Origin of the sequence: Snodgrassella alvi (assembly GCF_040741455.2) — a bacterium.
Classification (GTDB): domain Bacteria; phylum Pseudomonadota; class Gammaproteobacteria; order Burkholderiales; family Neisseriaceae; genus Snodgrassella; species Snodgrassella alvi_E.
Map to the genome: position 1 here is coordinate 277,103 of NZ_CP160328.2, position 23,541 is coordinate 300,643.

At 45.6% G+C, this 23,541-nt stretch carries 34 protein-coding genes; 3 read left to right on the forward strand and 31 right to left on the reverse strand.

Annotated features, from left to right (window positions below; translation table 11 throughout):
• Window positions 1-7 precede the first annotated feature (7 nt).
• The 29 genes from ABU615_RS01300 to ABU615_RS01440 form a co-directional block, all read right to left on the reverse strand.
• Window positions 8-1,285 (reverse strand): phage tail protein, encoded by a 1,278-nt coding sequence (locus ABU615_RS01300; protein ID WP_370389044.1) that lies wholly within the window; start codon window positions 1,283-1,285, stop codon window positions 8-10.
• Window positions 1,282-1,917, reverse strand: a complete 636-nt coding sequence (locus ABU615_RS01305; protein ID WP_370389045.1) for a DUF2612 domain-containing protein — start codon at window positions 1,915-1,917, stop codon at window positions 1,282-1,284. Before ABU615_RS01305 ends, ABU615_RS01300 begins: the two co-directional genes overlap by 4 nt.
• Complete coding sequence (locus tag ABU615_RS01310; RefSeq protein ID WP_367488329.1) at window positions 1,914-3,110, reverse strand: baseplate J/gp47 family protein; 1,197 nt, start codon at window positions 3,108-3,110, stop codon at window positions 1,914-1,916. Before ABU615_RS01310 ends, ABU615_RS01305 begins: the two co-directional genes overlap by 4 nt.
• Window positions 3,107-3,460, reverse strand: a complete 354-nt coding sequence (locus tag ABU615_RS01315) for a hypothetical protein (RefSeq protein ID WP_367488327.1) — start codon at window positions 3,458-3,460, stop codon at window positions 3,107-3,109. Before ABU615_RS01315 ends, ABU615_RS01310 begins: the two co-directional genes overlap by 4 nt.
• A complete protein-coding gene (locus ABU615_RS01320; protein WP_367488324.1) occupies window positions 3,457-4,170 on the reverse strand; it encodes a phage baseplate protein in 714 nt (237 codons plus the stop codon). The genes ABU615_RS01315 and ABU615_RS01320 overlap by 4 nt, the downstream gene beginning before the upstream one ends.
• On the reverse strand, window positions 4,151-5,044 hold the full coding sequence (locus tag ABU615_RS01325) for a hypothetical protein (protein WP_370389046.1): 894 nt from the start codon (window positions 5,042-5,044) through the stop codon (window positions 4,151-4,153). The genes ABU615_RS01320 and ABU615_RS01325 overlap by 20 nt, the downstream gene beginning before the upstream one ends.
• Window positions 5,034-5,312, reverse strand: coding sequence for a hypothetical protein (locus ABU615_RS01330; RefSeq protein WP_370389047.1), 279 nt, complete (start codon window positions 5,310-5,312; stop codon window positions 5,034-5,036). Before ABU615_RS01330 ends, ABU615_RS01325 begins: the two co-directional genes overlap by 11 nt.
• On the reverse strand, window positions 5,312-5,935 hold the full coding sequence (locus ABU615_RS01335; RefSeq protein ID WP_370389048.1) for a phage baseplate protein: 624 nt from the start codon (window positions 5,933-5,935) through the stop codon (window positions 5,312-5,314). The genes ABU615_RS01330 and ABU615_RS01335 overlap by 1 nt, the downstream gene beginning before the upstream one ends.
• A gap of 57 nt (window positions 5,936-5,992) precedes the next feature.
• On the reverse strand, window positions 5,993-6,205 hold the full coding sequence (locus tag ABU615_RS01340; protein WP_100137642.1) for a CopG family antitoxin: 213 nt from the start codon (window positions 6,203-6,205) through the stop codon (window positions 5,993-5,995).
• Window positions 6,202-6,489, reverse strand: a complete 288-nt coding sequence (locus ABU615_RS01345; RefSeq protein WP_367428783.1) for a BrnT family toxin — start codon at window positions 6,487-6,489, stop codon at window positions 6,202-6,204. Before ABU615_RS01345 ends, ABU615_RS01340 begins: the two co-directional genes overlap by 4 nt.
• Before the next feature lie 108 nt (window positions 6,490-6,597).
• Entirely contained in the window at window positions 6,598-6,981 is a 384-nt protein-coding gene (locus ABU615_RS01350; protein WP_100140970.1) for a hypothetical protein, read from the reverse strand.
• Entirely contained in the window at window positions 6,978-9,179 is a 2,202-nt protein-coding gene (locus ABU615_RS01355) for a hypothetical protein (protein WP_370389049.1), read from the reverse strand. Before ABU615_RS01355 ends, ABU615_RS01350 begins: the two co-directional genes overlap by 4 nt.
• Window positions 9,160-9,369 (reverse strand): hypothetical protein, encoded by a 210-nt coding sequence (locus ABU615_RS01360; RefSeq protein WP_367488306.1) that lies wholly within the window; start codon window positions 9,367-9,369, stop codon window positions 9,160-9,162. The genes ABU615_RS01355 and ABU615_RS01360 overlap by 20 nt, the downstream gene beginning before the upstream one ends.
• Window positions 9,369-9,776 (reverse strand): hypothetical protein, encoded by a 408-nt coding sequence (locus ABU615_RS01365; RefSeq protein ID WP_370389050.1) that lies wholly within the window; start codon window positions 9,774-9,776, stop codon window positions 9,369-9,371. The genes ABU615_RS01360 and ABU615_RS01365 overlap by 1 nt, the downstream gene beginning before the upstream one ends.
• Window positions 9,776-10,225: a hypothetical protein gene (locus ABU615_RS01370; RefSeq protein WP_267390310.1), complete on the reverse strand. Its 450-nt coding sequence runs from the start codon at window positions 10,223-10,225 to the stop codon at window positions 9,776-9,778. The genes ABU615_RS01365 and ABU615_RS01370 overlap by 1 nt, the downstream gene beginning before the upstream one ends.
• Before the next feature lie 17 nt (window positions 10,226-10,242).
• On the reverse strand, window positions 10,243-10,758 hold the full coding sequence (locus tag ABU615_RS01375) for a phage antirepressor N-terminal domain-containing protein (protein ID WP_370389051.1): 516 nt from the start codon (window positions 10,756-10,758) through the stop codon (window positions 10,243-10,245).
• Between the two features lie 94 nt (window positions 10,759-10,852).
• Window positions 10,853-12,241 (reverse strand): DUF3383 domain-containing protein, encoded by a 1,389-nt coding sequence (locus ABU615_RS01380; RefSeq protein WP_370389052.1) that lies wholly within the window; start codon window positions 12,239-12,241, stop codon window positions 10,853-10,855.
• Between the two features lie 80 nt (window positions 12,242-12,321).
• Window positions 12,322-12,816 carry a hypothetical protein gene (locus tag ABU615_RS01385; protein ID WP_367488290.1) on the reverse strand — a complete coding sequence of 165 codons (495 nt, stop codon included), beginning with the start codon at window positions 12,814-12,816 and terminating at the stop codon, window positions 12,322-12,324.
• Window positions 12,804-13,184: a hypothetical protein gene (locus ABU615_RS01390; RefSeq protein ID WP_367488287.1), complete on the reverse strand. Its 381-nt coding sequence runs from the start codon at window positions 13,182-13,184 to the stop codon at window positions 12,804-12,806. Before ABU615_RS01390 ends, ABU615_RS01385 begins: the two co-directional genes overlap by 13 nt.
• Window positions 13,171-13,749: a hypothetical protein gene (locus ABU615_RS01395; protein WP_367488285.1), complete on the reverse strand. Its 579-nt coding sequence runs from the start codon at window positions 13,747-13,749 to the stop codon at window positions 13,171-13,173. Before ABU615_RS01395 ends, ABU615_RS01390 begins: the two co-directional genes overlap by 14 nt.
• A gap of 1 nt (window position 13,750) precedes the next feature.
• Window positions 13,751-14,158, reverse strand: coding sequence for a DUF4054 domain-containing protein (locus tag ABU615_RS01400; RefSeq protein WP_367488283.1), 408 nt, complete (start codon window positions 14,156-14,158; stop codon window positions 13,751-13,753).
• Between the two features lie 12 nt (window positions 14,159-14,170).
• Complete coding sequence (locus tag ABU615_RS01405) at window positions 14,171-14,491, reverse strand: hypothetical protein (protein WP_100140667.1); 321 nt, start codon at window positions 14,489-14,491, stop codon at window positions 14,171-14,173.
• Between the two features lie 57 nt (window positions 14,492-14,548).
• Window positions 14,549-15,556 (reverse strand): DUF2184 domain-containing protein, encoded by a 1,008-nt coding sequence (locus tag ABU615_RS01410; protein ID WP_370389053.1) that lies wholly within the window; start codon window positions 15,554-15,556, stop codon window positions 14,549-14,551.
• A 10-nt stretch (window positions 15,557-15,566) separates the two neighbouring features.
• Window positions 15,567-16,061, reverse strand: a complete 495-nt coding sequence (locus ABU615_RS01415) for a hypothetical protein (protein WP_370389054.1) — start codon at window positions 16,059-16,061, stop codon at window positions 15,567-15,569.
• Between the two features lie 12 nt (window positions 16,062-16,073).
• A complete protein-coding gene (locus ABU615_RS01420; protein ID WP_267390318.1) occupies window positions 16,074-17,213 on the reverse strand; it encodes a DUF2213 domain-containing protein in 1,140 nt (379 codons plus the stop codon).
• Window positions 17,203-18,012: a phage minor head protein gene (locus ABU615_RS01425; protein WP_370389055.1), complete on the reverse strand. Its 810-nt coding sequence runs from the start codon at window positions 18,010-18,012 to the stop codon at window positions 17,203-17,205. The genes ABU615_RS01420 and ABU615_RS01425 overlap by 11 nt, the downstream gene beginning before the upstream one ends.
• Window positions 17,963-19,519: a DUF1073 domain-containing protein gene (locus ABU615_RS01430; RefSeq protein WP_370389056.1), complete on the reverse strand. Its 1,557-nt coding sequence runs from the start codon at window positions 19,517-19,519 to the stop codon at window positions 17,963-17,965. Before ABU615_RS01430 ends, ABU615_RS01425 begins: the two co-directional genes overlap by 50 nt.
• Window positions 19,516-20,859 carry a PBSX family phage terminase large subunit gene (locus ABU615_RS01435; protein ID WP_370389057.1) on the reverse strand — a complete coding sequence of 448 codons (1,344 nt, stop codon included), beginning with the start codon at window positions 20,857-20,859 and terminating at the stop codon, window positions 19,516-19,518. Before ABU615_RS01435 ends, ABU615_RS01430 begins: the two co-directional genes overlap by 4 nt.
• Window positions 20,852-21,373 (reverse strand): terminase small subunit, encoded by a 522-nt coding sequence (locus ABU615_RS01440; protein WP_367418461.1) that lies wholly within the window; start codon window positions 21,371-21,373, stop codon window positions 20,852-20,854. Before ABU615_RS01440 ends, ABU615_RS01435 begins: the two co-directional genes overlap by 8 nt.
• A 138-nt stretch (window positions 21,374-21,511) precedes the next feature.
• Here ABU615_RS01440 and ABU615_RS01445 point away from each other — a divergent pair, with 138 nt between their 5' ends.
• Both ABU615_RS01445 and ABU615_RS01450 read left to right on the forward strand, forming a co-directional pair.
• Complete coding sequence (locus tag ABU615_RS01445) at window positions 21,512-21,760, forward strand: type II toxin-antitoxin system RelE/ParE family toxin (RefSeq protein ID WP_367488248.1); 249 nt, start codon at window positions 21,512-21,514, stop codon at window positions 21,758-21,760.
• A complete protein-coding gene (locus tag ABU615_RS01450) occupies window positions 21,744-22,091 on the forward strand; it encodes a helix-turn-helix domain-containing protein (protein WP_370389058.1) in 348 nt (115 codons plus the stop codon). Before ABU615_RS01445 ends, ABU615_RS01450 begins: the two co-directional genes overlap by 17 nt.
• 531 nt (window positions 22,092-22,622) lie before the next feature.
• On the opposite strand, the gene ABU615_RS01455 is transcribed toward ABU615_RS01450, so the two are convergent.
• Complete coding sequence (locus ABU615_RS01455; protein ID WP_370389059.1) at window positions 22,623-23,039, reverse strand: hypothetical protein; 417 nt, start codon at window positions 23,037-23,039, stop codon at window positions 22,623-22,625.
• Between the two features lie 124 nt (window positions 23,040-23,163).
• Here ABU615_RS01455 and ABU615_RS01460 point away from each other — a divergent pair, with 124 nt between their 5' ends.
• Window positions 23,164-23,307: a hypothetical protein gene (locus ABU615_RS01460; protein WP_370389060.1), complete on the forward strand. Its 144-nt coding sequence runs from the start codon at window positions 23,164-23,166 to the stop codon at window positions 23,305-23,307.
• Window positions 23,308-23,356: 49 nt separating this feature from the next.
• Here ABU615_RS01460 and ABU615_RS01465 read toward each other — a convergent pair whose 3' ends face one another.
• The gene (locus ABU615_RS01465; protein ID WP_367488239.1) at window positions 23,357-23,515 is read right to left on the reverse strand and encodes a hypothetical protein; all 159 of its coding nucleotides are present in this window, start codon (window positions 23,513-23,515) and stop codon (window positions 23,357-23,359) included.
• Window positions 23,516-23,541 lie beyond the last annotated feature (26 nt).

The following is a 23,541-nucleotide window of genomic DNA, read 5'->3' on the forward strand; positions in this document are numbered from 1 at the left end:
CAATCCTTTAATATTTAATACACACCAATATTGCAACGTTACGCGGTCTTGATTCGGCACCGCCAACCCACGCTGTCCAGAAAGGGTGTGAATGCTCCCCACTCCATCCGGTAGTAAATGTGTGCGCGTGATTGCCAGCGGCAGCGATTTCCCCGCCTGAATCGGCAAAAGATTTGGCTGCCTGTGAACCGTTACCGCCACCAGTTTTGCCTACAGGGTGGGAATGTTGCCCATTCCAATCCGTAGTACCTGTATGCTGGTGGCTGCCGCTAGGTGAGGTAGTACCGCTATGCTGGTGCGATTTATTTTCACTATCCTGCCATGAGCCAAGTGAACGGCCTTTGTCAGCTCCGCGTCCATCATCCCAGCCGCGCAAAAATTCACCCCTAAAATCCGGCAAATTAAATGTTGTATTACCGTCACCGGCTCCGTACGTCGTACCTATTGCGGCAAACAAATTCGCATAATCTTTGCGGGATACTGCTGCGCCGTTAGCTTTTAACCAGCCGGCAGGGGCTGAAGCTTGAGCAAAATACTGAATAGCGCCTGCGGGAGTAAGATTGATGTCTTTGCTACCATCAAAAGGCACACCATCTATCAATCGTGCTGTTTTAAGTTTTGTTGCGGTGGCTGCGTTGCCAGAGGTGTCCTGATTGCCTGCTTTATTCACGCCCGGCAAATCGATATCGCCTTTGCCGTTAAACATCACCCCGCCGATGGTGTGTGCTGCTATCTGTGCTGCCCAAGTGGCCGTCGCCGCATTGCCCGATGTATCCTGCGTTCCGGCTTTATTTACGCCGGGCAAATCAATATCCTGAGAGCCATCAAAAAGTACACCGCCAATTTTGCGCCCATTCAGTAACTTTGACGCGGTAGCAGCATTTATTCCTACTCCGGCCAGTATTTCCCATCCTGTCATTTTCTGATTGGGGTCGTTGCTGTTCTTATCTATGGTTGAAACAAACAGCCGTGTATTGTCATCGGACATTAGTATGGCGCCAGTCTGATAACCGTCAAACGCATTGGCATAGGCCTTGTCAAAATAAAACAGCCCACCTTTTTGCAAATAAACAATCGATTCGGATAAGGTATTAAATATGCCATTGAAGTCCATACCCTTAGGAGGTAGGCCGCCGGACTCAACGGGCTGCATGGTGACATTTGGGAAACCATCACTCCATGTAGCGTCCTCCATATCCTGCCCGGGCTGCCTAGTGTTCTGTATGGTGTTTTTACTGCCGTTATTTGCAAATGCCTGGGGAATTAGCGTTGGGTTTTTACTCATGATGCAAAACATCCTTGATTAAAAGGCTGAAAACCTGTCCCGGAAAAACCAAAAATCCCCTTTGGAGGGGATTCGCGGTAATCAATCAATACGCCACTGGGGCGTGGTAATAAGCCAAGGTTATAAATAATATGCCGCTCAAAGCTGTTAGGAATAAACTCAAAAAAATACCGGCCTTTCATGTGGCCAGTGATCAGGAAATACGCCCTTTTATTTGGAAATACCATGCGCAAATATGTGTTTATATTCGGCGCCGTTACTGACAGTATGTTTGATGCAGCTTTGAGCATAATCAACAGCCTAAACCGCTCATCAGACAGCCTGTATGCATTGAATCCGGCTCCGGCAGCACTGAACGGGTGACTGTTAAAGGGTTTGAATGACTGAGGCTTAGTTTTAAAGCCAAAAACGTCAATGTCTCCCGGAGGAATATTGATACTGCGGTTAACACCGACAATACGCCCCCATATGTCTAAACCAAAACCTTTTGCCGTTTTAATATTGAAAGCGAATTTGTAAAAATCATTTATGGATTTATTAGGGTCTATGCATTCATTCATGCTGTCAATCAGGTTGCAAATTATGGGGCTATTTGCGTATTGTGACATCAACGTATCTTGAATATTTTTCATAGGATTTTTATCTGGTAAACGGTTGTTGTCGGGAATTCATCAACCCCTATATCGAGTTTGTCCACCCATTTTTTGCCATCATAGCTTATGCGTAACGAAACAATACTCACGTTCGATACAGCAGATGCAACGGGACAAATGAACCGAGAGGCAATAACGGGTTGCCCTATGGTGGCCTTTGCTGCGCCAGTGGAGAAAGCTTTGATAATGGCTGTTTTTATCGCCTCGCCATCCTGAAAAGTTAAAGCATCTTTATCCTCTACATTTATTTGGAAAAACACAGGCACAAAATCCGGCCTGAGAAACTTAATGACGTAGGATGGCGGCCTTGTTGGAAAGTTTTCCGTGTCACTGATAGTGCATTCGGTATTACCATTGAAAGAGCAACCTGTACCGGCCTTGTTCAGTATGGTGCGTGCTATCACTTCATCATCTCCTCCGACTATGGAAACAAGAATACTGTTACGAATAACTGGGTAATTAGTTGCACCGACAGTTATGGTTTCATCTGATGGATTGTCTATAACGTAGACATCCTTTACGTCCGGTAAATTCGCCACCGCGCCATAAGTTGCAGCGTTGGTATTTTTACTGTTAATCGCTACGGATGCCCGTCGCCGTGTTTCAAAATCTCGCCGTGCTTCTTCATCTACACCAGCAACGGCAGCAAAGGGATTGGTGATGCGATCTAAACCGGCAATAGCCTTCGGTATGGAAGTTATGGTGTTTGGAGCGGCGCTAACATTACCGGCCAGTACACACAAAGCATGCGCGGTTACTGTACCCTCCCCACCTATTACGGCATCGTGCGTTATTTTCCATTCCTGATTATTGTCATCATTGAATATTGTTCCCGCGGCTATGCTTGTTCCAGCTAAGCCCGTCAGCTCCAAATCAACACTGGAATGGGTGGCCTTTTTGCGAGTCATGAAATACACATAACCAATCCCATCTTGCCAGATACCCTGAGCATAACGCGGGTCAAACTGGTTTAGCAGCGCGATCATTTGGTTACGTTCATCCGTGATAATAGCTGCCAGTGAGGTAACAAGCTGCCCCTGTGGTGTATTCATGGCGGTATTTAAATCTTTGCCAAAAGCATCTTTAAATAGCTCCCACAAACCGTTAATTACTTCATCGGTACTGGGCGCCACAATGCCATCGTCTGTTATCTGCAGTTGAGGAATGTTCATAGCCCAACTACCCCTGTTTGATTATCGCTAGTGGTAAATTTAATTTGCCCGCGTAGGATGCGGTCATTATCTAACTGCAATTCTGGCAGCGCGCTCGCCACTCCCGGCACACTCAGGGCAGCATCCTGTAAATACTTTCGATATAACGCCAGCGGGTAGCGCCCGTTACCCAAAATCTGAGTTAAATAAGGTATGCCTTCACTCTGGTTGAAATACAAATCTTTTTGTATGGTGCGGCAAGCGCTGGCGATATCCTGTGCCTGCTGGTAGGTGCTTTCTGCTATGGCGATGTTGCCACGTGCGTCTATAGCCAAATCCCAGCTACCGGGCATTAAAAATAATGTTTTCATGAATTGGGTTTTCCTGTGTTACCACCACCTGTTACTACACCGTTGTGAGTGTGGTTTTTCAAGCTAACTGATCCCGCCTGAACATCACCATCAGAGCTGATTCCTGCCCCGCCGGTAAATTGTGCAGTCTTACTAGCATTAACTGCAAAACTGCCGGTTTTGGTGGTTACGGATGAAGCCTGCAGATTAATGGCAGGTGCCTCTAAAGTGATACTTGTTGGTGAATGGATGACGATACCGCCATTTGAAAAACCTATATATTGCTGAGGCACGCCATTCAGGAACCCTCCAATATATAAACCGTCATTCCAGTCGTACTGCCTGCGGCTCCCCGGGGCGGACTCTGCTTTATTACGCTTGACTATGGAAATGTCTCTTGAGGCAAAAGCACACAGGCCAATATCTCCAACCACAGGGTCACAAATAATTGCATTTGCTCCGCCCTGCAGGCGGAAATAAGGCACACTGAAAATCTGCCCTGCAGAATAAACATTATCTGCACCATCGAGCATCTGCACCATTGGCATAACATCAACTGTTCCCACGGGGGCTATTCCGCCTCCTGATACAGCAACCACTTTTACTAACGTAATTGTCTGCATCTTGGACATTAGGTTAGTAATGAGGGCGTTAAATTCAGCCGCCCCGCCTAAAGAGTGGTTGATGTTGAGATGACTGAGTGGGCTATTGTTATCGAACGATTGCGGCATCTTTGCTATCCCTCCATGTTGCAGCTATCTCACAGAACCAGTTGCCGTCCGGCTGGTTGGCTTCCAGGCATTTGTACATGCCATAAATCCGCCACTCCCCGTTACAAACTTCAACGACGCTACCTTGTATTTTGCAGACACCACCAAAGCGCAGTAATGGGTCATAAAGGCATTTGAAGGTCACTCCGCGAATATCCGGTGTTGGGTAGCCTATAAGCCCAGTAGCCGGTGTGATGACAGGGATTTTAATGTTACGACTGCCGCCTTTAGGGGTGATGGCTATCAGGTTATTTTCTATGTACATATCAATTGGAAAGGTTTGCTCAAGTGTTTGCAGTTTGTGCAGGTTAGAGCCATTTAGGGTGATGTCTTTCGTTTTTATTGATACGCCGTTGTTTTCCAGCTGATATCCCATTTCTTCGCAAATCGCCTGATAGATATCTGCTATATCTATTTCCCCTTTGTGTTCGTAGGGGTTGGCGGGCTTCTGATTTTCCAAAGCTGCGGCCTGAGACTCAATTACAAGGCACACATCCGGAGAATTAGAAAAATCCGGATACGCGAAAGTAATGTTGCCCTCGAATTCTTGCAGTAATTTCTCCCACTCATTCCCAACTTCTATTTTTACGCGATTCATTAGGGCGCCCAGTGTGTTCCAGCGAACGCGTAAAAGCTTGATCATTTTGTCCAGCTCAAGCCCATAGACGCGAATCTGTGCTGTTGGCATTACCGCACCATACCCGAACATGATATTGCAGGCTATCCGAAATCCTGTTGCACTTATCTGGTTGTATGCATCCGCAAATACAATCTGCTGGCCTTTGTCATCCTTTCCTGTCAGGGTCACCGTGACTTTAATTACTTTACGTTTCATTTGTATATACCAAAAAAAACCGGCTGTTCAGGCCGGTGTAGAATGGGTCTTGACTACCGTCAGTATCTATAAACACAAGATTTTTGCTAAGGGGTGTTTTATTTAAGCAAATACGATTGTTAATTATGACTCCGTCTCTGTCATTTTCTATGCTGGCATATAAATTCCCGAGGCGTGAATTCAGGGTAACTAACCAGCGTTTGTTATCCATCATAAATGAAACGGTTTGGTTAGGCGCAGCGTTTAAAGGAATAGTTACCGTAGTCATTAGAATAGGTCCTTAAATGCTTCACTAGCCTTATAAAGAATTGATTCATTCGCGCTCTCTGGATGCTTTTCACCGCCATCCTGTGTTTTAGCATCGTCAGGGTTTTTTACCTCTTCGGTATCGTATTTAACCGTTACTTCTCTGACCTCTTCTAGATGAAGGTTAACCTTAATCAGTTGCGCACCGTCCGACGCCTCTCGTGCAGTGTCGTAGCCAACAATACAGGCGTTGGTATAAACATATTCCGGTGTAAGGATATGGAATAACAGTGTACTGTTGGCTAGTGTTTCAATCTGGCCAAGAAAAGCCCCCCGCATGAGTGTGCCGCCCGTGCCTTTTGATAACTGAACAGTAGCTTTATAGGGGTTAGATATTTTGTTGTAGCTGGCAAAAGAACCTTTTTCAATTGGCGCCTGCGCGATCCTAGACGAATTATTATATTTAAGAGCAATGACGTTATCTGCCAGCAGTATCGGAATACCGTATTCATTGAATATACCCCAGTAATTACCGAATACAGCATTTATTAGTGCAGCACTCCCTAAGCTGATTAGGGCATTAGAGCCAGCAGCATTCAATCCTTTGAAATTTGGTACATTGGGCATACCCTCAATCGGCAGCATACAACCTCCAATAAAAAAGCTGCCTAACGGCAGCTTATGTATGTAAAAGTGTAATATCTATTTATTCCACTTAATATCAGGCTTACGCTTATTGGCAGCGCAATCCTTTAAAAATAAGTTAATCAACGATTGGTAGGGTAATCCTGTTTCCTCAGCCAGCTCTTTAAAATAGCTGATACTTTCTTCATCTATTCGAATAGTAATTGTCTTTTTTAGTTGGCTAGCATAAGGATTAGGCTTGGCGTTACTAAAATCATACTCTTTCTTCATAGAGATTCCTCATACTGTTTGCGCTCGTGTTTGGTAGCAACTCTCGCTGAAATCAGACGTATACTTTCACCGCGCTCACAATGTATTACCACAAGAACGCGTAGGTTTTCGCTCATCCCTAATAGTACAAAGCGGTCTTCATCCTCGGAGTGCTCAGGGTCGGAAATGATTAAACCGTGCTCATCCCAAAATACGGTAAGGGCTTCCTCAAAAGAAACACCGTGCTTTTTTAGATTCAACGTGGCTTTGTCATTATTCCATTCAAATCCATCGATCACGTTCACTCCGTCTACTGTTTGTAAATATATTATATTTACTTTAACAGCACCTAGCAATACCGTTATAAAAAAGCCAGCTAGTTAGCTGGCTTGAATATGTTACAAAATCATATTTCACTTGATCGTGTATTTTTGAATCTGGTCTGGGTGATTCCCCCAACCTACCCATACATCTTTAACCGTGATTTTATTTCCGTTCTGTGATTGAAACTGCATTACAAAAACACGGGGAGGAGCGCTTTTATTTTGCTGAACTTTCTCTACCAGCATAGCTGTATTTTCATTAAGCCACTTAACGCGCAACAGGAACGGTATGTTTAGCGCACAATTAGATACCTGTTCATCGTACATATTAGCAATTAAGCCGTCTTGCGAAAAAGACACACCAGCACAAGTTGCACCAACATAAGTAAGCTTCTTACCTGATACAACCTGTTTAAAATTTGTCGCCATGGCCAGAGAAGGTAGCAGCAGAGCAATTAATAATATTTTTTTCATGTCATTGAAGTCCCGAGTTGATTAAACATATAGTTGTTTGCTTCTTTAACAGCTGCAACGGTGTTGCCACTTACACTACTGGAAGATGTTTTAACTTCTATTTTCTGTATATTAACACTAACATGCTTACGGTTATCGTTTTTTATACCCTCGCTTCCGTTCCGAAATTGAAACTCCGCTTTTGACATATCCTGAGCTTTTTGGGCGCTACGGGCGATCTTGTCATAGTATTGATGCTGATGTGCTCGAAAATATGGATTTAAAACAGCTTCACCTTTATCAATATAACCGTCCCCGTTCGAATCCCACTTGCTATTTAATTCATAAGCCTTAGATCCTTTCCTGTAGCCGTAGCCTGTAACTGCAGTATACGTATCAGCAACATCACGCTTCTTCTTTCCATCAAAGCCGCGCTCCCTGAAATATCGTTCGACGTACTTCATTTGCTCATCAAAAGATAGGCCTCCGAATTGGTCTCGCGTCATACCATAGTAAAGTCCTTTTTTGCCTCCGGAGCCGGCCATAAATTGAATTAAGCCCGTAGCTGAAGATTTTGGATTGCGAATATTGGGATTGAATGTTCCGCCCGTTTCAAAAGAAATAACAGCAGCTAGGTCGTTAGGGTCTACGCCTATGTTTTTGGCGACACGGGCGATTGATTCTGCTTTTTCTTTAGTAAAGTTCTTATTTTTAAATACCTGCCTAGAATTACTAGCTGTTACCGTATTTTGTTCTGCAGGTTTAGCAGTCCCGTTATACTCATGGTAGTCCTTACCTCCATGCGTCAATTTATAGACGCTTTCCCCGATAAATCCTGCTACGTCCTGTTTTTTCTCGCCCATAGCATCCGCCACAATTCCCGTAGCGATATCGGAGTAGGTGTCAATCATCTGCTTAGCCTGCTTGGCCGCCCCGCTAAAATCACCCCTAACCAATTTGCCTAGTATTTCAGCGTAGCCCTTTAGGGTCGGTATGGTGTTGTTTTTAACAGCACTGACTAGATTGCCAAAGGCCTCGCGTAACGTATCTACAGACATCTTGCTGTCCTTGATGCCTGCTGCAAAAGACGTCCAGTCAAAAAGAGATTTGCCGCCATTTGCCCATGTCTTGTAATCGTCGTACAACAGCACAAAGGCAGCGGCTAAGGCGGTAACCAGTGCGATTACAGGGCTAATGGCTGCACCTAAAGCCCCGATAACCCTTAATAGCGGTGTGAACGGGGCTATAAATCCAAGCAGGACGCGTGTAGCGCTTAACAGCGTAGGAATCAGCAGCATGCCGATAATGATAGCGGCAACTTGAAAGACACCTTTTATTACTTTCTGATGTTTTTGTAAAAGCTCAAAAAAGCCGTTTACGACCCTAATTAGCGCAATCAGAATTGGGGTTAGCGCGTCGCCGATAAGCTGCTTCATGCTTTGCCAGTGGGCGCTTAAAATGGCTTGCTGTTTAGTAAGCTCTTTACTTTGCGCGATGGCTTTTTGGTCAGAATGATACATCTGCTTCTGAACGTTTAAGATTTCCTGTAGCTCTTTCCGGCCTGAAACCAAAGCATTAATGGTGCCATCATCAAACCCCATTTTTTTGCCTATTGTATAGGCTTGGTCTCGTGGCATTTTCTGGAACGCGTCCGCCAAGTCCAGCATGACATCATCTAACTGACGAATCTTACCGGCATTATCTACTACATTAACGCCCAGTGCGTTAAAGTAAGGCAGCATGCTGGCGTCACCAAACATAACAAGCCCGTTCATGGACTGTTTAATGTTACTGAGCGATGCTGTCATACCTTCGGCACTGCCCCCGAAAGCACCGGCAGCGTTTTGCCAATCGGTTATGCCACGGGTATTCATGCCCAATTGTCCGGAGAGCTTAGATACTTCCATATTGGCACGTGCTGCATCATTAGCCAGCTTGAACAGGCCGGTTGAGCCGATGATAATTGCAAAAAATCCGGTAAGTTCTTTTGTTACCTTGGCAATCTCCTGACCCATTTTAGCAATTGGCGTGATGGAGCTATGATATTTTTTGGCCAGATCCTCGTTAGATTTACCGGCCTGTTTCGACGCCTTTTCAGTGTTAGCAAGGGATTTCTCAAGCTCCTGATTTTTTTTGGTCGTTTTTTCTGCTTCTGCTAGGTATTTGGAAGTGTCTATACCCAGCTCAATCAGCATCTGCTCAACTATATTCGTTGCCATACTTATTTACCAACATTTTGTTATGTTCAGAAACCTGAAAAACCTCAAGGATATTCAGTACATCCTCAAGCCCTAGTACGCTGTCCAGCTCTACGTAAGAGGCCAGTCCGGTAGTTATTACCTGACTGGCCAAATAAGATACGTTGACTGTCTGAGCCAGCACACCATCCTGAAAGGGCAACCCCGCCATTAGCTCATATCTGGGGAATTGCCGTTCTTTAAAAAATCAATATGTAGAGCCAGCACCTCTTTGCGCAGCACGAACAATGTTTTGATATCTTCGATATCGCTATCCATGACAAGGCTGCGTGGGACGCCCCCCGTAGGAATAATCTGTACACAACTCAGTAGTTCGTCGAGCAAATCCCCACCTACTTCGGGGTCAATCTTACCCACAACATCTAATGCCAGTCTGGCCATTTCCAGCATGCCGCCATTCATATTAATTGAGCTGGTATCTACACCTGCTCTGGCAATGGCAAATAGGGCGCGCTGCGCCCATTTGTCGGCTTGAAGAATAGGCATTTCTGTTATTCGAAATGTTTTACCCGCGTCACGACCTGACTCAATGGTTATGTCTTTGGTTTTACGTGCCATCAGTTAATCTCCTCTGCGCCGTTCAACACCAATCTGAAAGTATACTGACTACCAGCAAGTAGCTTTTGCCCTGCGGCACCTCCAGTCAGTTTTGTCATGGCTCCAGTCGCGCTGTAACGTATTTTGATAGATGGAATCTCAACGACTATATCAATTGGGCGAGTTTCCATATTGGCATTGAAATCCTTGCGGATATTTTCCATATGCTCAATTGACGGGCTGTTTGCTTCCAGATGCAGTGTCCATTCCACTTCATGTGGCGTATAGCCCTGTGACTGCTGCCCATCCACGCCCATGCGAGTCTCAGCTATATTAGCTTCCCCAAACCCCCAGGCGTTATCTGCCTGAAAGCCTTTAATATTTAGAAAATTGTCGTATACACCGGTACAGCGCAGCATTAACACCGAGTTGGCTGAGGTGATGGTTAGTGGGTTATGTCCCATCGGCATAATTTAATCCCTTTCAGTTAAGCTGTTTTTTGAAAAAGGTCGAGCTGATTGATTGTGGCCAATTGCATTTCCAGTTGGCGCTTTTCTAATTTGCGCTGGTATAGCGCCTTTCCCGCTGCGCTGCCCCGCGCCTCAGATTCAGCCTGCTGCTTTTTTAACAGCTCCATTTCCTGCAAAATTTTTTCACGATTGACAATGCCGGTGGTCCAGTACTGCCACAATACATCGTCGCATTCCTGTTGATATCGGGTGATGGTTTGCTTTTTATCTGCCGCAACTTTATTAGCGCTAATAGACATCAGCCAGCCAAACATTTTTCGTAAAGGAATGCAGCAGACTTCTTGGGCGTCGCCATTAGTGGGCATCATCATTTTGATGACACCCCACCTTTGATCAGATGTTAGCTTTCTGTGCTGTGGTTGCCACGCTAATCCCATACCATCAACCACAGTACGCATCGCTACATAAGGCTCTCCATCACAATCAATAACCACAATTTCAGAGCCAAGAAAATTAACATTTAAATATTCCATATTTGATTCCTAATTTAATTCCTATCCAATAAATAAAACCCCGTACAGTTTGCACGGGGTTTTGGGGTGTTTTTGGAGAAGTTCCCTAATTTGATTATTGAACGTTGATCGATGCCAGATTCACCGTATGGACGCTGCCACCGTCGGTGTACCAGAGTTTTAAAGGCAGGGAACCGCGCTGTCCGCGAACTTGCGCTGTCGCCTGTTGAATCAGCAGACAATATCCGCTGGTTTCAATCTGGCGTGCTGCATCAAAGCCTGCCTCATAGTTAATTTGTGATTTTTGTGCTTCAGATAAATTGACTCCACATTGGATGCCACCAAAATTCAGCATTTCGTTAATAGGGTCTTGTGCTGCGGCGCGGTGAATGGCTCTACCGTGGTCGTTATAAGGTACGGCCTTATAACTGATAAGCATGTTAATAAATGCCAGTTGCAGTTGGGAGTTGAAGTACACCTGATTCAGGTAGTTATCTACCCATGCAAAATCACCGCTAACGATGGTATTTCGGAAGAAGATAAAGCGTTCATTTGCTGTCGCCCACGCCCCGTAATAGGCATATCCATTACTTTCTAATGCATTTGCGGCTTGCAATGATGTAACCGTTGCAGCAATCCCGCTTTGCCGCTTGAATTCCATAGTGGCGCGCCCATTCATCTCTTTGAAATTGATAGAGGCAGCATAACCACAGGCCAGCCCAGCTTGTTCCAACGTGCCGTAGATTGCCGTTGTTCCGGAAATAGCATTTTCTTTCAACCAAGTGCCAAAGCAATTAGTGTTATTGGCAATGAGGGCGGTGGGCTCTTGCGCGTAATAGACATACCAGTAACGATTGTTCTGTTTGCTATTCCACATGGCCAAAGCCTTTTGCGCTTCTATGTCAAATCCGTCGCCTACAGTGGTGATAACAGCGAAATTTAACGTATATCCGGTAATGCGCTCCATAACTGAATCAGGGCTGTCGGCCAGAGTGGCGTTATCCGCAATAGCCCCTGTACTTTCCGTTAGTCTCAGTGCCTCCGCCGCTGTACCGGCAGCAAACGAAATAGACGCGCCTCGACCGCTAATGGAGGATTGGATGACGAAAGCCTGTAGTTGTGTATCAAAATTAACTTCCGTCTTCAGCGATGCGGAAATTTTAACGGCCGCATCGCTGAAGCTGTTTGCGTTGGATAAATCAATGTTTGCGTTAGTGATCACACCGTCAATGGTTAAGGTGATGCCTCCGTTAATGGCTCGCAGGTCATCTAACTGAAGAGATTTAACACTGGCGCCTATAAGGCGGGCTCTGATATCCGTTCTGTTATACCGTGCGATAAACAGGCTTGCAGGCTTAATCGTTGAGCCGATGTAGCCATCAAAATAGCATTGCGCAAACTTGTACAGACTGCTGCTGTACCCGAAAGCGTTACCCACGTCAGCAGCGCTAGCATATTGGCTGACGGGATAGATGCTGGTATCGCTTAGCACGACGGTGTTCAAACTCAGCGCGGAGCCGCCACTGCCGATTACTGCAGGGTTAACGGTTACGATATTACTTGCTGGAATAGAAGATAACATAATCATTCCTTTGGTTTGGATAAGGTAATTACCGGCATATCCAAATAAATTAATTCATGCTCGAATTCGGGGTTGTATTGAAGTGCCAACTCGACTGTCCAGCGCTCTTCATAACGGGACTGCTCATTAATAAAAGTCATCTGCATGGGGTCTTTACAGTACAGCGGCTGGCAGGACGTAAGACGAGCGGTTGTGTACTGGTTTTTCCATAAGTTACTCAGCTTTCGGGCTCTGTCTCCTGCCTGATTGCCGTAAAAATCTATTTGCATCGTTACTTCCACTGACTGTTGAACGGCCGCTTTGTCCCTTTCTGGCTCGTAGTAGCTCGCAGGAAAGTCAAAAGCATGTTCGAACAGAATAGACATCACGACCGCCTGTTTGGGTAAAGGAGCATCGTTCTGATAGCCCTGAACGACTGATTCTGGCGGGCATGAAAAAAGCCCGAGCAGATAAGCCCGGACTTCTCGGAAAATCTGTGCATGCGTTACTGTCGCCATAGCAGTACCTTGCACCATGTGTAATATGATTCAACAACCTGTTTAACCATCCATTCCGATGCCTCTTCTTCTCCATAAGCGGTAAAAATAACGCGTTCAGCCCCTTTACCTTGTGCGCGCCGGATGACTGCCAGCTGTCCGGAGACATAAGCGTATATAAACTGCCCTTGCTGGTTAATCAGGTTTAGGTGTTCAAGGTCTGCCGTGGAAATGCTCTGCAGTTGGATTGAAATAGGCTCCTCCGTAAAAGCGGGTATGATTCGCCCTGCATCATCTACTGCATTACCTGTATTAACCCTCAAAACCGCTTTTTGGTCGGGATTAACGCCGGTAATGACACCGTTAGCCATTGCCCTAAGATTCATCATATCTGCTTACCTCTACACCGATTGAACGCGACATCTGCATAGTATCCCGTAAAGGGGCGTCTCTGCCTTTAAGCTTAATGGTAGATATCGCATTAGGTGGGGTCGTCCACGTCATAATTGACTCCACCAAATCACCCTTAATCACCTCGCCAAGTAAACTAAGGCCTTTATTGATGCCTTGCTTTTCGACAAGCTCAGGCAGGCTATCAACCCATTTGTCTTTATTTTCGCTGACTGTACTGCGAAAAAAAGGGCGCGGCGGGATGCTGATCTTATGGGCGGGTGAAGTGTGTGTGGTGGCGAAATTAGATACCGCTTTTCTGACAAAACGGCCATTACGCTTAAATTCGCCGCTCTTTTGGTTAATCAGGCGATAGATAGTAATCTGCCGTTCTGGCACCTCAATTTCTACGCCGTATTCGTTCCAGAATGCGACCTGTGCAACGTGTAGTCGTTCATCTTCTACCCCGGCATAGGTGGCTGTTTCGAATATGCCTACCCGCAGCTTTTGGCTGTCTTCCGCGTATATTTTTAAAGCTTTAGATAAGCTACCTGATTTTTTCACACTACCTCCTGACAGGCATAGGCATCCGCCCTGCAATATAGAGGAAAGAGCGATACTGCCTTGTCAATGTCCAGTAGCGCGCACCATACTGGGTCTGCAGATACCATTTTTCTGATGCCGCTGATTGTCCATAATCAAGCGACACGGATACGCTGCCTTCAGATGCGCCTGCTATACGTCCTACTGCCTCGTTCCCACTTTCAAGCCGCATTTGCAGGGTGGCGATATGCGCCACCAGCAAAAACAAAAGCAACTCGCGCTCTTCTGTACTTTTAATCACACTTTTTTCAGTGTTATTGCACAGAATGCAGGCCTCGGTAAAAAAAGAGTGCAGCTGCACATCGGACACGGTAATAGAGGGATACAGTAATCTGAATTTCTGTACATCAAATCTGACTACATCGCTCATATCTCCCCCATGCTATTTATCTGCCCTTGTGACTTCGCCCGATTGATCAGGGTCTAAAGGCTCAAGGCCTGACGGATTGTTCTGCCCGTCCTTTAAGTTGTCTTTGGTTGACTTCACATCTTTATTTGCGAAAATCAGTCCGTTCTTGACCAAGTCACGATCCTTATTTTCTGCCAGCCAAGCCTCCCAGAAATCCAAAGACACATCAGAGGTAACGCCGTACCCGAAAACCAAACGGGAGCTGTTTGCCCCCTTAATATTGACGCATTGTTCTCCTACCTGCAGGATTAAACCGTTGGGTATTTTGCAACCAATTATTACTTTGTCAGCCATAAATCTCTCCGAAATAAAAAAGCCGCCCGATTGGGCGGTTGTTGAGATGTCAGTTAATCAAGATGCCAGCATAGAGGCGATAAATATAGGCCGGTAAATGATGGCGCCTACTGTGCCCTGAGAGCGCTTTTGCTCGTAACCGGATTGTTGCTGAATCAAAGGATGCACGCGCATCTTTTCTGTAAAACCCAGTTCAGCGGTAGGAAAGCCTTCGTACTCATTAACAATCATCTGAACAACCTCACCCGCTTTACTCTGGTATTCCGGGATAGTGACGATTTTCATATTTGGAAAGTTCTTTTTAATCAAATCACTTGCGTTTAAACCGTACATGTTGGTGGCGGTAAGGGAGGCATTCATGTTCGGTGACAAAGCTAATGTCATGGTTTCGTCAGTGTCAATCAAACCCCCTGTTTGCTTAACTAAGAGGCTGAATAGTGTTCGGACAGAATCATAAATGCCTTGTGCGTCCAGCTTATCCCACACCTTGCCCGCCATAGAGGGCAGTAAATTAGGGTCGTTCAGCATGCCATAATTTTGTAGGCCTTTTATACCAAACAGATAGCTTTTGTTTTGAAATTTATTCAATGCCAATGCTGCCGATGTTTGTTTCTGCGTCGCCCAATCCAATCGCGCCTGACCTGCTTTAGCCAATTCCCGTTCACCAATACGAATAATGGTTTGGTAATGGTATGTTTGACGAAATGGATAGTTAACGTTGGCATCACTCAGGGCGTTATTGTTAAAGTCTCCGTAGGTTGACGTAACCCCAATATTTTCCGCTATTGGAGTAGATACCGTATCGTCTGCCCACGTGCCCATTTTGCGCTCGTCAAACACCTTAGCCGCTTTCATGGGGGTAACCAATACCTGAATCACGCGCGGGTCGACATAGGTTGTAAATAACGCCGGGATACCGGCATTAGGTGCAGTCTGTAAAGCTGAATCCTGCGCAATGCGCATACGTGCTTGTGCGTTCAGTTCGACCGGTTTTTGTCCAGTTGCAAAAACCACCCCCGCCTTGTTTTCAAGCGCGAAAAAATTCAAAGAACTACTTTGTGCCATATATCCGTCCTCAATATTTGGAAATTTTAGCTAATGCACCCGCATCGGCATTTGATGCCACTACGAAACCGGTATCTACAAAGCTTGCCCCGTCGACAGCTGCCGGCAATGAATCTGCTGCATTAACGCTGCCATCCATAGTGTTGGCGTAAACTTTTTGTCCTATTTGAGCCCCGCCTGCAAAACGTGCCCAAAAATCTCCACCGTCGTAGAGTGTTACAGCAAAGCCTTTAGGAATCTTTAAAGATGATTCTTCAGTAAACTGAACAATTAATGCGGTGTTGTCACGGCGCGCAAAGCCAATAAGCGCTTTAGCACTGGTTTTAGCGTTGCTGACCGTCCCTGTATCGGGGTCAAACCAAGCAAAGCGCCCAATAAGGACTCCACTTTCACCAGCCTTTGCCTCGCCTTCCCCCACTAACAAAGTGTGGTAAGGATTGGTTGAGGCGAAATCGCCTTCAACACCAACCGGCAAGTCATTATTTAAATTTTTTTGGAAACCCATTTTTCTATCCTTTTATTTGAAACGATCGGTATAACTGTCGCTTTCGCTGTAAGAACAACCATCCATTGCCAGAGCAGATTTGCCGTTGTTATCAAGCAGCATTTGTACCATTGACTTATAAGCGCTCGGGTGTACACCTTTTGTACTGACTCCTTTCTGCTGCAATGCGTATGCATAAACCGCCTCTGCGCTATCCATGGCAACCATGCCGACTAACGGTTCGACTTCTTTACGTGCCTGCCACAACGCATTCAGCTGGGCTGCTACTTCCGCACGGATGGTGTCCGCATCCATAGCCGGCTTGTCTTTTTCTTTAGATTCTGACTCCTCGTCTTTGGCTTTAGGCGGGTCTTTCGATTCCTCCTCTTCGTCCTGCGCTTTTTGTGTGGATTCCTGTACCTCTTCCTCGTCTTCGGCCTTACCGTCTTTTTCCGGCGCCTCATCCTTGCCTTTTGGGTCATCCGGTAAAGCATTGTCTAGTACTGCTTTTGTGATTTTCCCCAGTGCTTCAGCAGGAATATCACTATCCATGCCAAGAGAGGTTTTAACCGCATCAGCGATTTGGCTTAGTGCTCCATTCTTTAGCTTCATCAAAAACTCCATTTGTGTTGGTAAACTGTCTGCAATAATGGCATCTTTCCCTATCCGCCCGTGCTCAACCATCGCAACATGATTGCCGTGAATCTGTCTCATAACGCCATCATATTTTTGTCCTTTAAACTCGCCCGCCGTCATGTCGGCCGTATATGCGTATCCGGACGACAACTCGTTAAGCTTTTCACTTTCAATCAGTGCAATCGCGTCCTTGTCAAAAATGCGTAAGCTGGCATACACCACGTCACCGTCCATTTCAGGCGCGATAACTGTTCCAACCGTGATTTCGTTATGCGGTTCTTCCGCGCTTACGGGAGTATGCTTCAGCAGTAACTGAATTCCATTAAAAGAAGGGAGGGCTTTTTTAAGCTCCTCCCTGTCCCGTAAAAGATGGTATATCCGCTCCGGTTCCAGCCCTAAACGTTCATAATTTGGAATTTCATGCCCTAAATATGGGTTGACCGCTGCTTTGGTAATAATCGTTCGCTCTACGATTAAATGCCCGTTCCCATCAAATAAGCGCATGGACTTGTCCATTGCTATTGCTTTATCCGCCATCTGTTACTCCATCGATTATGCTTCGGCTAACACACCTGCAGTTAATCAGCTCACCGGGCTGCACCCATTCCCCATCCAGATACATGCCTTTATTCACGTCAAACACCTTGCCGTTTGCCTTTAGGTGAGATGGTCTGGGTTTTCCGCTCGCGTGCGAATGCAGCCATATGGCTTTTGTAATGCCCAATTCTTGCCGTTTGGCTTTCTCAATAGCCGCATGGGCTTTCGCCCCTTGATCTCTGGCAATTAAATCTGCTCTGCGCACAGAAATTTCATAGTGTTTTTTCAGCTCTTTTGATAATGTGGAAAGGTCATATCCATTAGTAATACATTGCCAAACCTGACTTTGTACGCTCTCCAGATATTGCGACCCAATAGACTTAATCAGCCCCACATTGTTTTCTACGGCGGCCTGCAACGCATCACGCTGAAACGGGGTAACCTGAAAGCGTACCGTAAAGCCCGCTTTACGCATTTGTGCTTTTAATTGGCTTTCATAATTTGTAATGGTTTTACTGACGAATGCTTCCACGATTTCTGGCACTAAATTGTTTAACCTTTTCGACCAAGTGGTAGAAAGATAATCTGCAACATGTGCCACCCAATCAGCTACGCCATCCATAGCCATATCCGCTTTTTCGTGCTCGGCCTGCCGGCGAAATTCGGTTACCAGTGTTTGGCGGATATCCCTTTCCATTTCGTTCAGTAAGCTAATAATGGCTTTTTTATAGCTTTTTCTGATGCCGGTATTAGGCCAGATTGCTTGTAGCGTATCCGGCTTCTTTCTGATTATCGCCATTACTTAAACCCCATTCTGGCGGCTCCGGCACATCTTCCGCATCAATGCCCGAATAGTCACCATCCTCATCTTTAGCCAGGCGGGCGCGCACCTCTTCCTGTGAAAGCACACCAGCATTAATAAAGGCGCTGTCTCTTTCGGCCTTAACTTTATCGGTATTGGCCATCTGTTCGTCATTCAACTGTTCCAACGGATTAAACGTGAATACAATCTGCGGATCAATTTCACCGAATAAATCAAGTTGTATGAGCTTTAAAACAGTGGTTAGCTGTGGCAATAAATAGGACTCCTGCATACCTGAAATGTACTCATGGTATACCTGAATCTCACCATCACTACTGGCATTAAGGCCGCTTGGGGTGATGCCCAGTAACTTAACCAGCGGTGTGCGACTCGGTGCGGCCATCTGCTCTTGTGCCTTTTGCAGCAAATTATCCAAGGTAGATAAAGGGGTGTTGAACTGAAAGAACTCTTCTGCGTCCTTGTCCAAAAGCATTAGATTTTGGTTACCCCGCAATTGCGCAAACAGCTTTGACCGCAATAGAAGTTGGGTTACGCCATCTTCACCCCCCGCTAGCGTGTTGCTCATATCCGTTTTAATGCCGGTTAACGAAAATGAGTAAATCAAATCGGATACGCTGTCGACGGTTCGTTGCCAACGTTCTACGTACGGCTGCATCAGCTGCAACATGGAGATGCCGCCAAAGTTATACGCTGGCTTGAGCATATCCGGCACTGGCCGCATAACCAAAGTTAATAGCCGGTCATTGTGCACCTCTTCCCCCATAACAAACCATTTAGACGGCTTGAAAAAATCCGGAGCAGTAGCATCATTAGCGTTATAGAAACTTGGTGTTGTCCATATGGGCTCAACCAATACCAGCTCTTTCAGGCAACCTTTGCCAAGCGCTACACTGTTCATTAGCAAGGGGATGTCCTTCTTGCTTTCATGCCCCTTAATTTTGATAAACAGCTGGGAACGCCCGAAGATCATTTCGTTCTCAATATGCCGGCGCATCAAGTCTCTGACATTTAGCTCTTTCATGCGCGCCTCAATGCGCCTTAGCTTATCGTCGTACGTCTTATCATCGCCATCGTTAGCCACCTTAACCTCACCCCATGTTCTGGTCATCTCCTGTGCCGTAGCCTCATAAACACAGCGATAATCGGTCGATTGTGACATATTGGCCAAAGCTGGGTAGCCGATAAAGCTTGGATAGAAATGCGGCATGTTCGGGTCATAGACACTCGATATTAAGTTGCTGTCCTGTGCAATAGCAGGCCGCCTTCCAGCCGGCACAACACCTGCAGGGATATCTGCCATCTGATAGCCTGTAGTCTGAACGCCGCTTTTAGCCTGCATTTCATAAATCAGCGTCATCATCCGGTCACTTAATTGATTGCGCCGGCATGCAGCATCAATTTCAGCCTTTTTGAGCCGGTTTGCCTCTTCCAAGGCCTCCAGCTCGCGCGCTTTGATTTTGTTATGCTTCCAGAATTTCATCATAATCCATTCAAGATGTTAGGATTGATATTCAACCCGCTTGATACCGGAGCAAAGGCCATAATCAGGGCGTCTGCTCTGTTAGGCGAGGGAATGCCACGTTTTTTCATATCCTTTTTGCTTTCCACCTTTACCCGTCCGTTGCCGTCGTAATCGACCTGAGGGCGGCTTAGCTCGGCTTTGAGATATTCAATATCCTTAATACCCCCATCTAGGCTAATAAGCTCGTCAACGGGGTATTTGTCACCCTTTTCGACTGATCGCCATGTTTTATAAAACCTATCTCTAACAGCCCACCAAGCTTGCGCTTTGATGTTGGCAAACATGTCTTTATTTTTTTTTGCAGGTAAATAAAGCGTATCCGGCTTGTAAACCTTACCGCCGGCATTAAATCCTACCGTCTGTATACGCCCTTTCTTGCGGCTGAATTGCGCTTTGACGCCAGCACCTACCCCAATACTGTCAAATACAACCCTTTCAATATTGGCTTCCAACGCATCCTGATAGACTTTATCCGCAGAATAAATAACGTCTTGCCCACGCCATTCATCCATACTGAACACAATAGAGCCGTGACGCCCAATCGTTGCGTTAGCGTCTTCTCCCTCATCAGCAACGTCAAAGCCTAATATGCGTTGCCCAGTAACGGGGATACCAAGACGGGTGTGGGCATCAGTGGCTGCCTCAATCCATGCAGGTTTGATAATCGCCATCTCGCTATCCGCTACCGGCTCACCTAACCATATGTGCCGATACAATTCATAATCCCGCTCCTTACACGCCAGCATTTCCCCTTCAAGAACTGCAGGAAAATAAGGGTTGTCGTAATAGTTGGCCTTAATAACTATTGCATTTGATGGCGGATGAATAACGAAGCGCTGATGGGTATCATCCAGTATATTTTTAGGGTTATAGGAAACCCATATTTCACTTCCGGGCGTCCTAATGGTTGGAATTAATGTATCCCACATCTCCTTAGTGATGCTTTCAGCCTCCTCAACCCAACAGACACCCGCCCCTTCAAGTGATTTAATCTTGCCGGGGTCATTCTTAATCCCGAAAAAAATAAAATTCGTACCTGTGCCGCGGTGAATAATGGTTGATTTCAGAACATCAAATTCGTCATCATAACCCAACCGGGATATAGTATTAGAAAGTAGTTTATGAACTGAATCTGCAATAGAAAGCTGCAGCTCACGAACACAAGGTATGGTGGTTTTAGTCCGCCTTGCTACCTCAATAGCCATCTCGGCAAACGTCCACGACTTACTGGAGCCACGGCCGCCGTAAGCCACCTTGTAACGTGCCGGCTTGGCAAAAGGTGCAAAATGCTTGCTAATCATCAGCTTGCTCGAAAATAGCGCTAATCGGTCGTGTCTCAATCGTTATCTCTCCTGAGACAGACGATTTTTCGTTAAATGCCTGTACCGTTACGTGCTTACCTAACAGCTCAAGATTTTTAACTTTATCGGGCCATTTGACCTTTTTAAGAATGTTCAGATCAGCCCTGCTGCCTAAAGTCTGCACATCCATACCGCTTAGCGTAGTTCTCCACACCTTCGGCCATGAGGTGACCGGCAATAAAGAGCCGTCCGCTGCGAGAATATCTGCGATATCCATTTGGTCAATTTCAACTAGGCGCTTTAATACATAATCGGCATCAATTTTTGTACGCTCGCATCGTTGCTGCATCGCCTCGGCTAGCGCTTTTTTAATTTGAGGTTTTCTGAGGTTTTCGTAACCTACTGCGCTAGCCGTTCGCTCGCTATACCCTGACCTAATGGCGGCCTGTGTAGCGTTTAAATCTTTCGGATACTCCTGTACGAATCTCTTTTGCTTTTCAGTCAATCCGCCCATGGCGGAGTTGCCTCTATCCGTCATAGCGAACTCCATAAAAAAAGCCCATGCAAGCGCATGGGACTAAGAGTTATTTAATGCATCTAACAAAACTTATAAAATATTGCAAATAACTTATATTTAACTTATAATATACTTATGAATAAGATAATTTACCAACCTAAAGCCATTAAGCAACTTAGCAAAATCCCTACACAAAAAGTTATCAGGGAAAAAATTGCCAATCTATCTAATATGCCAGATTGCATCAATGTTAAGAGGCTCAGTAATCATCAGTATGATTACAGACTTAGGGTTGGCAATTATCGTGTGCTGTTTAATTACGATGGCGACATTAGTATTGTTTCTATTGAGGAGGTGAAAAAGCGCGATGACCGTACCTACTAATTATCAAATCATCAACAACCGTTCAGGGCTTCCTGAATATGTTTTAGTTCCTTACGAAAAATTTTTGCAATTAACCAATCAATCTAAAATTAATCTTACTGACGGAGTCCCGAGTGAAGTAGTGGACCTACTTTTTGACAAACAATACTCCGCCGCTCGTGCATGGCGGGAATATTTAGGACTAACCCAAAACGAATGCGCAAATAGGTTGGGTATTTCTCAATCAGCTTATTCACAACTGGAATCATCCGACCGCCCCCGAAAAGCCACTAGGATTAAACTCGCGACCGCACTCGGTATTAATGAAACCCAGTTAGATTTGCGTCCTTAAACCTCCCTAGCCAAGGTAAGAGATTCAAAAATAAAACAAAGATTTAATTCAACCGTTGTGATCTTCGCAACGGTTGCGAACATGGATTCAGTTGTGGGAGATATCACAACAACTGGGAAAGACGTCAAAAATTACAAAATGGTGTGCTTCCCTTGAAAAAACTCTTCGGCTGGGTAATGACAATCAACGCTAAACAAATACCTGATTCCCTTAACCAACCCAATTTTGGATTGGTTGAATATATTGATGTTAAAGGCCAACTTCGCCCAATGTATGAAAAGTGGGAGTCATCAAAATGATGATACCCTTTGACATCCTCCCCGTCCTTTAGGGTGGGGTTTTACGGCTTAAACAATAAAAAACCCACCGAAAATGGTGGGTAAATATTTAACTTTACAAATTTATTTGCCTTTTCTTTAGACGCGACTTAACCGCCAACTAAAGAAAAGGCAATGACCGGTGCTTTTACAAGGGAAGCATACCTATACTGTAAATTACATCGTAACTGTTTATGTGTTGAAGAGCAAGACCTTAGCCAAAGAAATGCCTAAATTTGTCCTGTTTCTGCATATATTCCCAAAATATACTTAATGCCGCTTCGACCTCTCTGCACCACGATGCGCTATTGTTTCTTATGCGCTGATTTCGCTGCAGTGCAGACCGTGGCGGGCGCTTAAAATACGGGCTTGTGTACCCGTATTGTGTACGCAGGATAGCAAACGCTTTGCGCTCTTTTTCAGACATGCTACGCAGTACGTCTTTAACCATGTCAAACACTTCAGGCTGAAAACGCATAGCATAAACTTTTGGCTTTTTAGCGTTCTCGCTATCGTTTTTGTAGCGCCACTCAACGCTTAAGCAATGCCCTTGTTTTACGATATCTCGCATTGCGCGTTCGTACGTTTTTATGACGTTTTCCGCTGTGTCTATTTCGCTTTTACTAACCATCCAGTGTATCTCCTGCCCGCGGTTAAAATCACATCAACCAGGGTGTTTTCGCTCGTTCGGCTGCTTGGCGAATCACCAACCAGGGGTAAATCGAATTTCCAAACCGCGGGGCATCGTTTGCACCATGCACCACTCAACCCCTCCCCCTATAGGGGGAGAGGGGGCAGGTGGTGCAGTTGCTGGTGCAAAATCACGATTTGCCGGAAAAACTGCACCACTTAATGCACCATGCACCACTTCAAATGGTGCAAAGCTATTAAATAAATGATTTATAAGCTTTTTATCTGCACCACTCGTGCACCACCACCCCGCACGTTTTAGGATTTACCACTTACTGCACCACTTACTGCACCACTTACTGCACCACTTACTGCACCACTTACTGCACCACGCACCACCTTAAGTGGTGCAACCCACTCACACCTCGCCTCTGCGCTGTCATGTGAGCGCCACAAATCGGGAATTCCCACTGTCATTTGTGTCCTACTAAATCAACTCAGCT

What these genes read in the sequence shown, in the direction of transcription:
- ABU615_RS01355 (WP_370389049.1), bottom strand. Translation starts at nt 9,179, where the DNA reads ATGGCAACGAATATAGTTGAGCAGATGCTGATTGAGCTGGGTATAGAC.
- ABU615_RS01420 (WP_267390318.1), bottom strand. Translation starts at nt 17,213, where the DNA reads ATGGCGGATAAAGCAATAGCAATGGACAAGTCCATGCGCTTATTTGAT.
- ABU615_RS01465 (WP_367488239.1), bottom strand. Translation starts at nt 23,515, where the DNA reads ATGACAGTGGGAATTCCCGATTTGTGGCGCTCACATGACAGCGCAGAG.
- ABU615_RS01375 (WP_370389051.1), bottom strand. Translation starts at nt 10,758, where the DNA reads ATGGAATATTTAAATGTTAATTTTCTTGGCTCTGAAATTGTGGTTATT.
- ABU615_RS01415 (WP_370389054.1), bottom strand. Translation starts at nt 16,061, where the DNA reads ATGGGTTTCCAAAAAAATTTAAATAATGACTTGCCGGTTGGTGTTGAA.
- ABU615_RS01350 (WP_100140970.1), bottom strand. Translation starts at nt 6,981, where the DNA reads ATGAAAAAAATATTATTAATTGCTCTGCTGCTACCTTCTCTGGCCATG.
- ABU615_RS01400 (WP_367488283.1), bottom strand. Translation starts at nt 14,158, where the DNA reads ATGAGCGATGTAGTCAGATTTGATGTACAGAAATTCAGATTACTGTAT.
- ABU615_RS01335 (WP_370389048.1), bottom strand. Translation starts at nt 5,935, where the DNA reads ATGCTGCCGATTGAGGGTATGCCCAATGTACCAAATTTCAAAGGATTG.
- ABU615_RS01300 (WP_370389044.1), bottom strand. Translation starts at nt 1,285, where the DNA reads ATGAGTAAAAACCCAACGCTAATTCCCCAGGCATTTGCAAATAACGGC.
- ABU615_RS01365 (WP_370389050.1), bottom strand. Translation starts at nt 9,776, where the DNA reads ATGGCACGTAAAACCAAAGACATAACCATTGAGTCAGGTCGTGACGCG.
- ABU615_RS01445 (WP_367488248.1), top strand. Translation starts at nt 21,512, where the DNA reads ATGAATAAGATAATTTACCAACCTAAAGCCATTAAGCAACTTAGCAAA.
- ABU615_RS01370 (WP_267390310.1), bottom strand. Translation starts at nt 10,225, where the DNA reads ATGCCGATGGGACATAACCCACTAACCATCACCTCAGCCAACTCGGTG.
- ABU615_RS01330 (WP_370389047.1), bottom strand. Translation starts at nt 5,312, where the DNA reads ATGACTACGGTAACTATTCCTTTAAACGCTGCGCCTAACCAAACCGTT.
- ABU615_RS01460 (WP_370389060.1), top strand. Translation starts at nt 23,164, where the DNA reads ATGCACCACTCAACCCCTCCCCCTATAGGGGGAGAGGGGGCAGGTGGT.
- ABU615_RS01435 (WP_370389057.1), bottom strand. Translation starts at nt 20,859, where the DNA reads ATGATTAGCAAGCATTTTGCACCTTTTGCCAAGCCGGCACGTTACAAG.
- ABU615_RS01310 (WP_367488329.1), bottom strand. Translation starts at nt 3,110, where the DNA reads ATGAACATTCCTCAACTGCAGATAACAGACGATGGCATTGTGGCGCCC.
- ABU615_RS01320 (WP_367488324.1), bottom strand. Translation starts at nt 4,170, where the DNA reads ATGCCGCAATCGTTCGATAACAATAGCCCACTCAGTCATCTCAACATC.
- ABU615_RS01425 (WP_370389055.1), bottom strand. Translation starts at nt 18,012, where the DNA reads ATGGCGATAATCAGAAAGAAGCCGGATACGCTACAAGCAATCTGGCCT.
- ABU615_RS01430 (WP_370389056.1), bottom strand. Translation starts at nt 19,519, where the DNA reads ATGATGAAATTCTGGAAGCATAACAAAATCAAAGCGCGCGAGCTGGAG.
- ABU615_RS01440 (WP_367418461.1), bottom strand. Translation starts at nt 21,373, where the DNA reads ATGGGCGGATTGACTGAAAAGCAAAAGAGATTCGTACAGGAGTATCCG.
- ABU615_RS01405 (WP_100140667.1), bottom strand. Translation starts at nt 14,491, where the DNA reads ATGGCTGACAAAGTAATAATTGGTTGCAAAATACCCAACGGTTTAATC.
- ABU615_RS01325 (WP_370389046.1), bottom strand. Translation starts at nt 5,044, where the DNA reads ATGAAACGTAAAGTAATTAAAGTCACGGTGACCCTGACAGGAAAGGAT.
- ABU615_RS01315 (WP_367488327.1), bottom strand. Translation starts at nt 3,460, where the DNA reads ATGAAAACATTATTTTTAATGCCCGGTAGCTGGGATTTGGCTATAGAC.
- ABU615_RS01455 (WP_370389059.1), bottom strand. Translation starts at nt 23,039, where the DNA reads ATGGTTAGTAAAAGCGAAATAGACACAGCGGAAAACGTCATAAAAACG.
- ABU615_RS01360 (WP_367488306.1), bottom strand. Translation starts at nt 9,369, where the DNA reads ATGGCGGGGTTGCCCTTTCAGGATGGTGTGCTGGCTCAGACAGTCAAC.
- ABU615_RS01450 (WP_370389058.1), top strand. Translation starts at nt 21,744, where the DNA reads ATGACCGTACCTACTAATTATCAAATCATCAACAACCGTTCAGGGCTT.
- ABU615_RS01385 (WP_367488290.1), bottom strand. Translation starts at nt 12,816, where the DNA reads ATGGCGACAGTAACGCATGCACAGATTTTCCGAGAAGTCCGGGCTTAT.
- ABU615_RS01390 (WP_367488287.1), bottom strand. Translation starts at nt 13,184, where the DNA reads ATGATGAATCTTAGGGCAATGGCTAACGGTGTCATTACCGGCGTTAAT.
- ABU615_RS01305 (WP_370389045.1), bottom strand. Translation starts at nt 1,917, where the DNA reads ATGAAAAATATTCAAGATACGTTGATGTCACAATACGCAAATAGCCCC.
- ABU615_RS01410 (WP_370389053.1), bottom strand. Translation starts at nt 15,556, where the DNA reads ATGGCACAAAGTAGTTCTTTGAATTTTTTCGCGCTTGAAAACAAGGCG.
- ABU615_RS01340 (WP_100137642.1), bottom strand. Translation starts at nt 6,205, where the DNA reads ATGAAGAAAGAGTATGATTTTAGTAACGCCAAGCCTAATCCTTATGCT.